General features: G+C 53.1%; 9 protein-coding genes. 6 read left to right on the top strand and 3 right to left on the bottom strand.

The window, feature by feature from the left end:
- Window positions 1-22: 22 nt before the first annotated feature.
- From AAAH10_RS14880 to AAAH10_RS14860, 5 genes are all read left to right on the top strand, one after another.
- Window positions 23-697: a transglutaminase-like cysteine peptidase gene (locus AAAH10_RS14880; protein ID WP_343564990.1), complete on the top strand. Its 675-nt coding sequence runs from the start codon at window positions 23-25 to the stop codon at window positions 695-697.
- Between the two features lie 50 nt (window positions 698-747).
- Complete coding sequence (locus AAAH10_RS14875) at window positions 748-2,844, top strand: HD-GYP domain-containing protein (protein ID WP_343564988.1); 2,097 nt, start codon at window positions 748-750, stop codon at window positions 2,842-2,844.
- 138 nt (window positions 2,845-2,982) lie between these two features.
- Entirely contained in the window at window positions 2,983-4,041 is a 1,059-nt protein-coding gene (locus tag AAAH10_RS14870; protein ID WP_343564986.1) for a trypsin-like serine peptidase, read from the top strand.
- 218 nt (window positions 4,042-4,259) lie between these two features.
- Complete coding sequence (locus AAAH10_RS14865; RefSeq protein ID WP_343564984.1) at window positions 4,260-4,679, top strand: hypothetical protein; 420 nt, start codon at window positions 4,260-4,262, stop codon at window positions 4,677-4,679.
- 172 nt (window positions 4,680-4,851) lie between these two features.
- The gene (locus tag AAAH10_RS14860; protein WP_343564982.1) at window positions 4,852-5,169 is read left to right on the top strand and encodes a PilZ domain-containing protein; all 318 of its coding nucleotides are present in this window, start codon (window positions 4,852-4,854) and stop codon (window positions 5,167-5,169) included.
- 81 nt (window positions 5,170-5,250) lie between these two features.
- Here AAAH10_RS14860 and AAAH10_RS14855 read toward each other — a convergent pair whose 3' ends face one another.
- The 3 genes from AAAH10_RS14855 to AAAH10_RS14845 form a co-directional block, all read right to left on the bottom strand.
- On the bottom strand, window positions 5,251-9,474 hold the full coding sequence (locus AAAH10_RS14855; RefSeq protein WP_343564980.1) for an ATP-binding protein: 4,224 nt from the start codon (window positions 9,472-9,474) through the stop codon (window positions 5,251-5,253).
- Between the two features lie 93 nt (window positions 9,475-9,567).
- On the bottom strand, window positions 9,568-10,503 hold the full coding sequence (locus AAAH10_RS14850; protein WP_343564976.1) for a GlxA family transcriptional regulator: 936 nt from the start codon (window positions 10,501-10,503) through the stop codon (window positions 9,568-9,570).
- A gap of 517 nt (window positions 10,504-11,020) precedes the next feature.
- On the bottom strand, window positions 11,021-12,220 hold the full coding sequence (locus AAAH10_RS14845) for a glycerophosphodiester phosphodiesterase family protein (protein ID WP_343564973.1): 1,200 nt from the start codon (window positions 12,218-12,220) through the stop codon (window positions 11,021-11,023).
- A gap of 260 nt (window positions 12,221-12,480) precedes the next feature.
- On the opposite strand from AAAH10_RS14845, the gene AAAH10_RS14840 reads away from it, so the two are divergent.
- Window positions 12,481-13,743, top strand: a complete 1,263-nt coding sequence (locus AAAH10_RS14840; RefSeq protein WP_343564970.1) for an aminotransferase class V-fold PLP-dependent enzyme — start codon at window positions 12,481-12,483, stop codon at window positions 13,741-13,743.
- Window positions 13,744-13,777 lie beyond the last annotated feature (34 nt).

Below are 13,777 nucleotides of genomic sequence, written 5' to 3'. Positions count from 1 at the left end.
GGTTTCCAGATACAGAAAAGCAATGCTTGTACCGGCATTGGCTGCCCTTGTCTGTCTTGGCACCGCCCCCGGCGCCGAGGCCCAGACGCTCGGGGATCTGACAAGGGGCATCAAGAAATCCGGCAAGGGAACAGCCCTGTTTCAGACAGTCGAGTTTCAGTCCAAGACCTTCAAGGCCCTGCCACAGTGGGCACGCGTGGTCAGATCTGCCCGTCGCGATGTCAGATCGTTTCGCCCCTGTGTTCAGGACGCATCCCAATGTCAAAGCAAGCAAGCCAAGTCATGGCGTGCTATTGTAACTGCGGCGCGCGCGATGTCCCGCAAGGAAAAACTGATTGCCGTCAATAAATTCTTTAACCGTTGGCCCTATAAACTGGATCGGGAGGTTTATGGTGTCAGCGAATACTGGGCCGGAATATCGGAGTTCATGCGCCGATCCGGTGACTGCGAAGACTACTCCATTGCAAAATATTATGCGCTGAAGGAACTGGGGTTCAAAGAAAGCGAGTTGCGTATTGTCATTTTGAAGGACAGAATTCGAAATATCGGGCACGCTGTACTGGCAGTTTACGAACCCAATGACATTCTGATTCTCGACAGTCTGTCAAACCTGATTCTGAGTCACAAAAAATACAAGCACTACGTGCCTCAGTATTCTATGAATGAAACAACGCGTTGGGCACACATCAAAAGCTGAAGGCCCGGCAGATAAAAGATACGTTCGGTCCAAGGGGGAACGACCAGAAGATGAATGACAGCAATATGAATGATTTCGATTTTGACGTTGCACAAGGCAACGACACGAATTTCAGGCCCCGCTCTCAAAAGGCCCTGATTGCTGCCGGTCTGGTTCTGAGTGTCCTTCTGATTCTCAGCTTTGTCATTCCGTCCATTCTTCTGGACAAGCGCGAGACAGAGCTTCGTGAAAACCTGATGGAAAGACAGGCTGTACTGGCTGACAGCCGGGCAACGCTTTTCCGGCAGTGGCTCAATTCAATCGAGCGCCAGACGGACCGTGTTGTCGAAAACGAGCTGTTCCGTCTCTTTGCCTATGAGGTTGATCTTGTCGGTGGCGATCTGACCCTGGTGGCTCCCGGAGCAGACGACAGCGATTTGAGTGTTTCCCTTTTTGACCAGCTTCCCTTTATGGAACGCGTCCTGACAGATTTCACTGCGAACAGTGACTTTCTGGCAAGCTATCTCTACGGTCGTTCGGGTGTGGCCTATCTGGTTTCCGGCGGTGCACCAAGCCTTGGGCTGGAACAGGCGCAGCTGGCCGAAGCAGCGATCAAAAGCGGCCGCAGTCTCTTTGGCCCTGTCAGACAGGAACAGTCCGGCCTTGTCATGGATCTGGTCGTTCCAATCCTCCCTGCCCAGTCAGAGGAAAACCTGGATGCACCAGTGGCTGCCATGCTTCTGACCTTCCCGGTCACGACACAGATTGCAGAGTTCCTCGCTCCCCATCCGCTGGATCAGGAAGGGGAAAGCTTCCGGCTGGTTCAGCAAAACGGGGACATGTTCCAGGAACTCGCTCCACAGAAACTGCCCAATATCCAGACCCTGAACCAGGAAGTCATCAGCCTGAGAGGCGACCAGGTCTTCGGATTTGGCCTGCGGACCTCCCTGACATCCGACCAGCAGGTTTACCAGACAGGCGCCTATATCCTGGATGATCTGATGTGGGTTGTTCTGGAAAAGGACAAGGATCTGGCCGAACAGGAACTGAACAACTTCAATACAGTCGTTGTTGCCCTGGCTGTCCTGATCATCCTGATCGTCTCCGCTCTCTTTGTTGCGTTCTGGTGGCGCCTGAGCAGCGAGCACCACGCCCAGATGCACAACCAGTTCAAGGCCCTTGCCCAGAAGATCAATCAGCAAAAGCAGTTTCTGGACAAGATCAACGGCTCTATTGCCGACTACATTGGCCTGAAAGGCTCCGATGGCAGCTACCGCTATGTAAACCGGGCCTTTTCACAAGGAGTGGGACGCCCTGAAGAACAGATTATCGGCATGGATGATGCGGCGCTCTTCGGTTCCGGCACGGCAGCGCGCATGGCTGTTTCCGATCAAAGGGCACTGACATCCCAGTCCGCCATTACATCGAGCGAGCGCGTCTTCCTGAACAACAAGGAACACCACCTGCAGATCAGCAAGGTTCCCTTCCTTGGAAACAACAACGAGGTTTCCGGGCTGGTTTCCGTTTTCCGTGACGTCACGGATCTGGTCGAGGAGCAGAGAAAACGCGAAAAGGCGGTTCAGCAAACCGTCACAGCCCTGGTGCGAGCTGTTGAACTGAGAGATCCCTATCTGGGCGGTCACTCCCGCCGTGTCAGTCAGTTTGCCGTGATGGTTGCCAACCAGATGCAGCTGGATCACAGGCAGGTTACAACCGTAGAGATTGCCGCCAACCTCTCCCAGATCGGGAAGCTGGCCATCCCACGGGACATTCTCAACAAGCCCGAGCGTTTGTCTCCGGAGGAAATTGCACAGGTTCAACGCCACCCGGAACACGCCGAGCGTCTGCTCAGGGATATCGATTTCGATCTGCCTGTTCTGGATACAATCCTGCAAATGCACGAACGCCTTGATGGCAAAGGCTATCCTAAGGGACTTCAGAACGATAACATCCTTCTGACAGCACGTATTCTCGGAGCCTGTGATGTCTTCTGCGCCCGGATTGAGCCACGCTCCTACAGAAGCGGCATGCCGACTGAAGAAGCGCTGGAAATTCTGGAGAGCAATCTCAGTCGTTACGACAGCAATGTCGTCAAGTCACTGCGTGAAATTGCCTACTCTGTTGATGGAGAGAAACTGATTGCCACAATCCAGGCCAATCCTTTCTGATTGAACATCACACATCCGAACGACTTGTATGAAAAGGCTTTTCAGGTGAGAATTACCCCTGAAGAGCCTTTTTCGTCTCAGAAAACCAAGGGATTTCCTCTGTTGCAATTTCCTGACTCAAAGCTTTGTGCCTGCGGAATGTCCCTCCTGTCTTTTCTGATCCTGCTTTGCGCTTTCGCCCTCTCCCCGGCCCAGGCCGACCGCTTTGGCAGGGAACACAGGATTACCCTGGATGCCATGGAGTATCCCTGGAGCACAATTGGCCGCCTCAACGCAGCAGGACGCGCTCACTGCACGGCCTTTCTCGTTGGCCCCCGTTCTGCCCTGACAGCGGCCCATTGTCTTTATGAATTCAAAAGCGGGCGCTGGCTGCATCCAAAGGAACTCTTCTTTCTTCCGGGCTTTCAGCGGGATCAATACATCCTGAAAAGCCCGATAAAATCCTTCGTCATCTCCAGGAGTTACCAGCCGGAACTTCAGGCGGGAGAGGAAACAACACGGACAGACTGGGCCCTTCTGACCCTTGAAAAACCGATCGGACAGGATGCCGGATGGCTTCCAATGCTCTCTCTCGGCTCCCGACAGGTCGAGAAAATCAAAGCGGGAAAAGCCCGCCTGATGGTTTCCGGCTATCGCGCTGGCGCTCCCTATGCACAGTCTCTGGCTGCGAACTGTGACATCCCGCGGTATTTCAAGACAGGGGGCATTGCTCACTTCTGCTACCTGCAAAAAGGGGACAGTGGCTCCCCCCTCCTCTATCTGCAGGACGGGACAGTCAGCGCCATTGGCATCAATGTAATCGGAATTCAGCCAGAACGCAGCAAGCCACAAAACATCGTTGCCGGGGCCCTGCCCCTCACCCTGCTTTCCCCTGAACAGGGCAGGACTTCCTATCTGCAACAGATCAACGCAGACCCCGACAGCCCTTCCGTCGCAAAGCTCTGGAGTTCGGGACAGAAACCGGCTTCCTCCAGCCCTGTCGCCCTTGAGCCCTATCAGAGCCTGGCCTTCATGCTGAAGAAACTGGGACATCTGGATACCAAGAGCGTTCGCGCCTTTTCCGCCTCCAGACAAAGCGTTACAGACGGCTTGAAAAGTTTTTACGCCCGGAAAACGTCCAGACCGGCTTCCAAAGCCCTAGAGGATGTCATCAAGGCTTTTCCTCCCACCCTGTCAGCCGAGGATTTCATGAACTGAAAACGGTGAAATCTCATAAATATTTATAAATATCAGTATCCTGAACGGCTATGCCTCATTTTTGTCCCCTTCTATGACACGCCCATAACACAAGACAAAACATCTGAAACCTTCTTACTATTGCTCTATAGCAGCGAGCTAAAATTATCTTAAAATTTAAGGATTTTTTTATCTTTGTTTGCTGCAATGGATACAAGAATAGTCCAAGGGGTCAAACAATGTCTGCACTCGCACGCATAGAAGATCATGAATACTGTTCTGGCTTTCTGCCGGAAGCCAAAGCTCTCTTCATTCCAATGGACGAGGCTGAAGACAGCTTTATCCACTATCCGGGTGAGACAGAAAATCCCGTACACGAGATGCAGCGAAACTTGCAGGATCACCTCCACATGCAAAACAGCCAGGACGCTTTCTACAGCGACCAGTTTGATCTGAACCACGCTTTGCGCCAGGCTTCCTCAGCACCCTGTGCAATGAGCATCCTGGTGGAAAACAGTGAGCTTCTGGCTGCAGAAGAGGATTTCCCGGAACAGGGCCAGCGCACTGAAGAGGAAATCCAGCAAGAACAGGATGCCTTTCTCGGAATAGGAATGCTGTCCTATATGATGCAGTTTGAAGCAGGCGAAGACTGGCAATAAGCCAGTCTTTTTTATCTGGACATCAGGACTTGTTCTCAAGGCCTGCTCCCGTTCGCATTCCACACCTTCAGCTCAATATATAGCTTTTCTTCCTGAACAGATGCAGTACACTTCTGTATGTATTCCAGAGGTCGCCGAGACCTCCAAGGCATCTGCAGAAAGTGTATTCCTCATGTCAGAAACATCAGTTCAGGAACGTCGTAACCACCCACGGGGCACGGTCCTTCTCAGCGGTTCGGTCCGCTTTCCCGAGCACCATCTGGACTGTGCTGTCCTCGACATTTCCTTTACAGGCGCCAAACTCGAGCTTGATCGACCGCTTGAGCCCCAAGATGAAGTGGAAGGTCTGCGCTTTTCGCAAAGCGAGGTCATGCCTGTTGAAGTGGCCTGGAAGGATGGCGTCTTTATCGGTATCCATTTCAGGGAATCTCCGGAAACGGTTGCCCTGATACTGGAACCCCTCCTGCCTGAAGACTGCTTTTCCCGGTAATTTCCGGCAAGAAAACAGTGACAAAAAACGCCTTGCTGTCCCTTTGCAGCAAGGCGTTTTTTAACAGCTGCCCCAAGGCCCTTATTTTCCAAGCGAAGACAGGGATTCCAGAATATCGTTCAAACTGCTCTCGGCCTCCTCCGTCAGAGGAGCTTCCTCTTTCTGCTCCTGCAAGGGCGCATCCTCGCGCGCACCAGTCATCAGCATGGAACTGGATGCCAGATGTCTTGAAATGGCAGCCATCAGGTTTGCTGCGTTAATCGGCTTTGAAATATAGTCATCCATCCCCGCAGCCAGACAGATCTCCCTGTCGCCCTCCATGGCATTCGCCGTCATGGCAATGATCGGAAGCGAAGCCAGTTTGCTGTCTGCAAGCTTTCGGATGCGCCTCGTTGTCTCCAGACCATCCATGACAGGCATTTGCATATCCATCATGATGATGGAGAAACTGTTTCCGTGCTCTTCAAGCAGATCAAGCGCCACCTGCCCGTTTTCAGCAATCTCCACTGTAAAGCCCGCGCGCAACAGCATGGCCTGGGCCAGTTTCTGGTTGATGGCATTGTCCTCAACGACAAGAATATGTGCGTTGTCACCCTTCAGGCTTTCGACAGAACCCTTTTCGTTTTCTCCATTGAAATGTTTACCGGGTCCCGGAACAATCAGGCCTTCCGTATGTGTCTGACTGGAATCACTCAGGTACAGCTGCTGGAGCATGTTGCTGATCTGGCTGTGCGTCACCGGCTGGTTCAAAACGGCATCATAACCCATGTCGGCAGCACGCTTTTCACGTTCGGACGAGATCTGGCGGGTCATCATGACCTTGCTGCACTTTGCAAAGCGATCTGCAAGCCCGTTGATCTTCAGGGCAATATCATCCGGTTTGCGATCACACACCATCACCAGGCTCAGTTCACCCTCCAGACTGTCCAGGTGCTCAAGCACTTCGTCTGTTTTGCGAATGTAGGTCAGATCAATCCCCGCATCCTCGAAGTATCTCTGAATGGTCTCGATACGGCTTCCTGCCGGAAGCGTGACCAGAGCACCATCCCCGAGCCCCTGACTGATTTCCGGTGTTGCAATCGGACCGATGGTCTGCGGGAAGCCATCCTGTACCCTCAAAGGCAATCTGAACCAGAAACGGCTGCCCTCTCCAACAACGGAGGACACGCCGATTTCGCCGCCCATCAAACCGACAAGCTGCTTGCAGATTGCAAGCCCCAGTCCCGTTCCGCCAAAGCGGCGTGTTGTGGAGGCATCCGCCTGTGTAAACTTGTCAAAGAGCCTTTCGATTGCGTCCTCGGCAATACCGATCCCGGTATCCACAATCTCGAAGAGAACCGTCTGTTCCTGTCCTTCCTGCTCGGATTTCTCGCAGGGGCAAAGCGAGAGTGTCACGGAGCCTTCTTCCGTAAATTTCATCGCATTGCCCAGCAGGTTGAGCAGAATCTGCCGCACCCGACCACCATCACCAATGACAAAGCGTTTCAGATCCGGATGGACATAGCATCCGACATCCAGTCCCTTGTCATGGGCCCGGGAGGCCATCAGATTGATGGTGTTTTCGGACACTGAGAGCAAATCGAAATTGCTGTACTCGATGTCCATACGCCCGGCTTCGATTTTCGAGATATCAAGGACGTCATTGATAATGTCCAACAAGGCCTCGCCAGACTGACGGATCATGTTCAGATATTCCGCCTGCTGCTCGTCCAGATTGGTGTCCAGCATCATCTCGGCCATCCCCATCACACCGTTCATCGGTGTTCGGATTTCATGGCTCATTGTTGCCAGGAACTCTGACTTGGAGCGGTTCGCTGCATCGGACTGATCGCGGGCCACTGAAAGCTCCTCGGCCATTGTCGCCAGATCATAGGACTGTTTTTCGAGGGCCTCGTGCGCCATCTGCAAATCGACGAGGTTCTGCTCAAGGGCAAGTTCTGTCTTCTTCTGGCTGGTGATATCCAGGAGGATACCATCCCAGACAATCTCGCCATTCTGGCCGGCAACCGGGCGCGCAAAGGATTTGATCCATTTGCCGTCGCTGTCTCCCGCAACATCGACCCTCATTTCAAAGGCATCAGGAATGAGGCTTCGCTCTGCCAGATCCAGACTGTCCATCCACGCCTGGAAATCATCCCTGATAATCCGGGCCTTGAGATCCTCGATGGATTCAAATTCCTCGTCAACACCGGCACCGATGAGCGACAGGGCACCTTCACTGATATAAAGCAGATCCCGATGATGATCATCCGGTTTGGTCACCATCCTGTAAATGGCACCGGGCAGGTTGCTTGCCACAGACTGCTGGAACGCCTCCGCTTCCAGACGGGCAGAGATATCAGCCAGGGACAGGACAAGACCGCCGTTCGGAACCGGAAAACCATTGATCAGGACCTGTCGTCCGGATTTCATCTTGCCCTGCAGCGAGAAAGCGTCCTGCTTGCGTACCTTTTCCATCAGATTGATGATCAGGGACAGATCATTGCTGTCTGAGACACCTGATGGCAACAGATCACCACGCTGGGTCAGGGCACGCATGACATCAACCAGCTCGCTTCCGACAGGATAATAGACTTCATCAAGTTCAAAAATCCTGTAGAAGAGCGCATTGACAGCAACGATCCGTCCCCGGGGATCAGCCATACAAAGCCCCTGGTCGATCGCTTCCATTGTCGTTTTCAGGGTTGCGTTGTGCCGGCGGATTTCATCCGCCTTGCGATTGGTTTCGGAGACATCACGCCAGGAGACAAGCTCCCTGTTTTCCAGCGATGAAATGATCCGGGTGATGGTCATTTCAATGGGAACACGACGGCCCGAGATTGTCTTCATATGACATTCAAACCGGGCAATGCCCTCGTTTCGGGCCTTGTCCATAAAACCGGATATGTTGCGGTCGGCGGCCTCATCATTGCCTGTTTCGAGATAGGTCAGGTCTTCCAGCCGAAGACGCAGAAACTCTTCTTTCGAAACATAGCCGCTCATGTGAAGGGCAGCCCTGTTGCAGTCAATGATGCTTTGTCCGTCAATCAGAACAAGAGCATCCGAGGACAGCTCGAAAAGGGAACGGAACCGCCCATCCGAAATAATCCTTTTGGTCACATCCGATGCTGCACCACGATAGCCACGGACAGAACCGTCCTCGCTGAGGACAGGCTTGCCGCTGACAGAGACCCAGCTCAGGGCTGCCAGAGACGGCTTGATCCGGCAATTCAGTCCCCGGAAACTGCGACCATCATTAAGGGACTTCTTCATCAGGTTCAAATCGGTATCGTCTTCCGCGAAGAAAAGCGCCGTGATGCTCCTGCCGCGCATCTCCAGCGCATCATAGCCCGTCATCTTCAGGAAACCGGAACTCAGATAGGTCAGTTTGAGGTTCTCGTCACATTCCCAGAGCCAGTCAGACGCAATTTCTGTAAAGCCCTGGAAACGCTCTGTGCTCAGTTCAAGTGCTCCATTGACCTCCTGCAGGGTCGAAGCTGTACTCCGGGCAATATTGGCATAACGCACCAGCAGACAGATCAGACTGGTCATGGAGAGCCCGAACAAAAAGACAATCAGAGTATAGGCATGAGAACGGCCATCCAGAATTTTCGGGCCGGGCCAGACCGACAGTGACAGGAGGCTGCCACCCGGTGTTGTCAGAGTCTGGACAGCTTTCCATTGCAGCCCCTTCACATGATCATGGGAGTGCCAGTAATAGATTTCCTGATCGGCAAAGCTGAGTGACAGGGACAGTCCCCGATCCTCGAGACGTTCAGAGAAGGTTCCCATCAAATCCTTGAGATTGATATTACCGCTCACATGACCCGCATAACGCTCCCCGAAATCGACCGGAAATTTCGAGAGTATCTGGTATTTCTCACGCAGCTTGAGCACAGGGGAGATAATCTTTTCTCCCGCCTCGACGCTCTTTCTGAGATTTTGGAAATTCGGGTTGGTTTTCAGATCCATTCCCAGAACCAGCTCGTTGCCGATCAAAGGGAAGATCCACTGGACAACATGGTCCTGATTGACCCATGCAATCGCCTGAAAACCGGGATAATCACGCTGAATCTGATCAATTTCCTCGACGATATAATCCTTGTCGACGATCTGGTCCCGTTTCAATCTCCAGGCCAGCCGTTCAATGACGGAAATCCTGGCTTCAAGCCCGGCCTCAAGCTCCTGGGCGATCAGCCGCGCCTCGTATTTCATCTGCGATTGAAGACTGTCGTTCTGCCAGCGCCAGACAAGACTGGTCCCGACAAAAGTCAGAGCCAGACCGACACAAAAAACAATCCACAGGTTGAGGCGCAGTCTCTTCATCAGGATCACCAACAGTTCATGACAAACGAGGATAGCCCGCAGATTATGAAATATTGTTTAAAACGAAAAGCCTAAGCTCTCTGTGCAATCCCATTAACCCGCTTCATGCGGCAGGGAAGGCAATCCTCGTTCCTTGCGTGGCGTTTTCCCGAAGAAATCACGATAGCACTTTGAGAAGTGTGATGCAGACACAAAACCACAGGCCAGCGCCACATCGATAACGGACATGTTGGTTTGCAACAGCAACAAACGGGCCTTGTTCAGGCGCAGCTCCAGATAGTAACGCGCTGGAGAGCGGTTCAGATATTTGCGGAACAGACGCTCCAGCTGCCGTGTCGACAAACTGGCATCCCTTGCAAGCTGCATTCTCGTCAGGGGCTCTTCCAGATTTTCTTCCATGAGCTGAATCACGTCGAGAAGCTTGGGATGTCTCACCCCAAGTCTGGCAGGCAGGGACATGCGCTGCTGATCATTCTCATCACGAATACGCTCGTGCAGGATATGATCCGCCACTGTCGTTGAGAGCTCGTGACCATGCTGCATTGCGATGAGGTTGAGCATCATGTCAATTGCAGCAGTTCCACCCGAACAGGTAAAACGGTTGCGGTCAATCTCGAACAGATCCGGAACAACGTTCAGATCGGGGAACTCCTCGGTAAAGCCCGGCAGGTTTTCCCAGTGAATGGTACAGTTATAACCATCAAGAAGGCCTGCCCTCGCCAGAATGTGCGAAGCCGTACAAACCGCCCCGAGGCTGATCCCCTTGCGATCCATCCGGCGCAGCCAGGAAATAAGTCTGGTGTCTTCGGCATACTGAACCTCGACACCACTGACCACGGCGATCGCAAAAACCTGTTCAATGTCATCCAGCTTGCACGTCGGGCTCAGGGGAATTCCGGATGACGACATAACAGCCTCATCATCCGCAGAAACCAGATCCCACTTGAACAGTTCCTTCCCGGTAATCCGGTTGGCCAGCCTCATCGGCTCAATAGACGCCGTGAGCGCAATCAGAGAGAATTTAGGCACCAGAAAAAAAACAAATCTTTGCGGCAATTCGCGCGGAGCCTGGTTCAGCATGAGCACAATCCTGTTGTCGACATCTCAAAAAAGCTGACAGAGCCAGCTTAACATGACGTAAATAAGCCAAGACCCCAGACAGTATTGAACTGCCTGGCCTGCAGCTTTGGCATGCCTCCAATGTCAGACCTCAAACAAGGATCTGGTGTCTCGTTCCGGCCTGCTAACTTCGGGGACATCTTTTTGCTGCATGAGGCCTTTGTTCCTTTTCGCAGCCTGTTATCAAAGAAGATCATGCCACACAACGCAAATCTTCAAAAGAGCACAAAGCGATCAGAAAAAAATGATCCGGGCAGAAGTAAATTTGCTGATGCAAGCAGGGAATTCTTCAATCAACAGACTTTATTGATTGTAAACCCAATAAAATCGATAGAATCTGAAAGAGAGATAAAAGCGCATCACAAACAGCCCCTTCCATCCCTTGCCTTCCTCCTCAAGGCTTTGGCCGGATTGTCGCGATCCCCTTTCAAAGCCCCATACAGTTTGCATAAAACGTCACTGTCGCGGGCCAGTCTGAAAAGACCCCTTCAACACCAACGTCCTGCGCCAGAACATGAAGAGCCTCCAGATAAACACCTTCATTATCTGTCACATTCGCAATCGACTGGAAGTACCAGCCACCTCCGTTGTTCAACGGGCCGGAACGCTCCAGGGTCCAGGTGATTATTTTCAGACCGGCTTCCCTGGCTGCCCGGGCATAGGCCGAGGGAACGATACGCCCCTCCTCTTCAGAGAGCAGAACCCACAGGGGAGGTGCGATATAGCGAACCCCCATGGAGGCTAGCGCTGTCATATCCGGGGAAAGACGCGTGACATCGGTTTCACGACGACCATCCAGATAAACGGCCTGCTTCCCGAACTCGGGTTCATTTTCAATCCAGTAAAGCACATCTTCCAGATTGAAACTCTGCAGCCAGACATCTTCGGGCGGCACAGCGGCCGCCTTGTATTCATCCACAAGTTTTTGCGCGTAATCCTCCTGCGAGAAGCCTTTGAAAGGCATCCCGACAACCGGCGCCTTCAGCTCCGGCATGAATTTGCCCCCGAGATCACGGAACAGGCGGATGGACTCAGCGTGGGTCATCAAAGTGCCACCGGACGTGGCATAGAGTTCAGTCCTCCAGGGCGCGGTGCCCCCGAGGTAATCCTCCACTGACGTTGCCGTCTTGTCGGCTCCATCCATTTTTCCCCTGAGGCTTTTAAACTCGCTCAGGGAGATATCAGTGGTGCGACACTCTGCTGTTGCCTCGCTTCCTCCCCCTGCAGCCCTGAAAGGCTCCGTACATTTTGCTCCCAGATCCGTAGCAAGAATATTGGTCGTCGTGTGCAGGTCATTCTGGGAGTGACGGCAAACCAGCTCCAGATCCTCCGTAAAGGTCACATCACATTCCAGAATGCCGGCCCCCATTCTTGCAGCCGCCACATTTGATTCGACCGTGTGCTCGGGAAACATCAGGGGTGCGCCCCGGTGTGCAATGGAAAACAGACTGCGTTCCGACTTTTGATCCAGACACTGCTCCAGCCGTTCCTTCAATCCGGACTCCTTCATCTGTCCCACCAGAAACTCCGGTCTTGGTCCCAGTTCCACCTCCGCAGAAAAGGCCGTACCTGCACTGGCTAACAACACAAAGGCAAAGACACTCTTGTTAAGCAAATCCGCTTTCATCACCTGAACCCCGCATGATCTGAACCTGTTGACACGGCAGAAAGCCCTGTCCCCCTGTAGCAACGCCATGAATCTTTTCAATACAGAGACTTGTATCACGTCTTTTGCCCAATCTTCAGCTTTTTCACCCCGCCCGGCAAAAGAAAACCCGTGCAGCAGGAACAACGTTTTCTGCCCTGATGACTCAATTTTATTTGTGTGTTCAGGCCGGATTTACGTTTTACTGTTTTTACAGCTCAATCTGACTTGGTGAGAAGACAATGAACAGGATTACAGACGAACTGCTTGAACGCATCCGGGACCGCTTTGCCCAAATTGACCACTGCCCCCAACAGGGTCCCCGCGTTTTCTTTGAAAATGCAGGGGGAGCGCTTACCCTCAAGTCTGTCACCGAAACCTCTGCCCGCTACGCAGCAATCCCCGACAATCAGGGGCGTGACAATGAAGGCAGTCACGAACTGGTTCGCGTCATCAACAAGGCCAGGGATGACATGCGGGAGTTCATGAACGCGCCTGGCGGTCAGTTCTTTGTTGGCGAAAGCGGCACAGAGCTTCTGTTCCGCCTGATCATGAATGCCTGCCTGGGAACGGACGAAGGCCTTGTTCTTGGCTCCACCCTCGAGCATCCGGCAACACGCTCTGCCTGTCACCGTTGGGCTGCAGTGGGAAAGCACAGCCATCTTTTGATCGAGCATGACAATGTGACAGGAACAATCGAGGCCTCGGCCTATGCAGAGGCCGTCACTCCCGAAACAAAGGTCGCAACAGTGGTTCACACCTCTCCTGTCACAGGCATGGGGGTCGATCTGGCTGCAATTTCAGCAGCCATTCGCAAGGTTTCACCGGACTGTTTCATCATTGTCGACGGGATCCAGCACGCCGCTCACGGCAGCATTGACCTGACAGCCTATGATGTCGATGGCTATGTTATTTCCCCGTACAAGATGTTTTCCAGACATGGCTACGGTCTGGCCTGGATATCCGAGCGCCTGACGCGCCTGCCTCACAACGCCCTGATTGACGGACCGGAAGACAACTGGGAAATGGGCACACGGGACACCGGAAGCTATGCAACCCTGTCCGATGTTGCCGATTATCTGGAATGGCTGGGCGGAGAGGTTTCCGGTGCTCCGGACCGCCGTTCCAGATTTGTTGCTGCAGGCGAGGCCATTCACGCCCAGGAGAAATTCCTGACAGACGCCATGCTTTACGGCACGGGAAACCTTCCCGGCCTTTCAGAAATGAAAGGCGTGACGATCATTGGCGGCGTTGACAACCCTGCCCGTGAGGGTCTGGTGTCCCTTGTCGTCAAGGGAATTCCCTCTGTTGATGTCGTCAAGAAGCTGAACCTGTCGGGTGTTCGCACGCACCTGCGCAAGGCAGATCACTACTCCGGAAACATCCTGACACCTCTCGATCTGGACAGCTGTGTACGCGTTTCCATGTGCCACTACAACTCTCTTCAGGAAGTGTCCCGTTTTCTCTCCATCATGAAGGAAATTTCTGAAGAGGCTGCAGCCTGAAACGGTTCCGTTTGAAACGAACCTCCTAAAACCG

This window comes from Carbonatibacter coralli (assembly GCF_039592655.1).
GTDB lineage: Bacteria > Pseudomonadota > Alphaproteobacteria > Kiloniellales > Kiloniellaceae > Carbonatibacter > Carbonatibacter coralli.
This window is presented reverse-complemented; position numbering and strand designations above follow the sequence as displayed.

Excerpts from the sequence above, each read along its gene's own strand:
- AAAH10_RS14880 (WP_343564990.1), top strand. The coding sequence starts at position 23 with ATGCTTGTACCGGCATTGGCTGCCCTTGTCTGTCTTGGCACCGCCCCC.
- AAAH10_RS14875 (WP_343564988.1), top strand. The coding sequence starts at position 748 with ATGAATGACAGCAATATGAATGATTTCGATTTTGACGTTGCACAAGGC.
- AAAH10_RS14870 (WP_343564986.1), top strand. The coding sequence starts at position 2,983 with ATGTCCCTCCTGTCTTTTCTGATCCTGCTTTGCGCTTTCGCCCTCTCC.
- AAAH10_RS14865 (WP_343564984.1), top strand. The coding sequence starts at position 4,260 with ATGTCTGCACTCGCACGCATAGAAGATCATGAATACTGTTCTGGCTTT.
- AAAH10_RS14860 (WP_343564982.1), top strand. The coding sequence starts at position 4,852 with ATGTCAGAAACATCAGTTCAGGAACGTCGTAACCACCCACGGGGCACG.
- AAAH10_RS14855 (WP_343564980.1), bottom strand. The coding sequence starts at position 9,474 with ATGAAGAGACTGCGCCTCAACCTGTGGATTGTTTTTTGTGTCGGTCTG.
- AAAH10_RS14845 (WP_343564973.1), bottom strand. The coding sequence starts at position 12,220 with ATGAAAGCGGATTTGCTTAACAAGAGTGTCTTTGCCTTTGTGTTGTTA.
- AAAH10_RS14840 (WP_343564970.1), top strand. The coding sequence starts at position 12,481 with ATGAACAGGATTACAGACGAACTGCTTGAACGCATCCGGGACCGCTTT.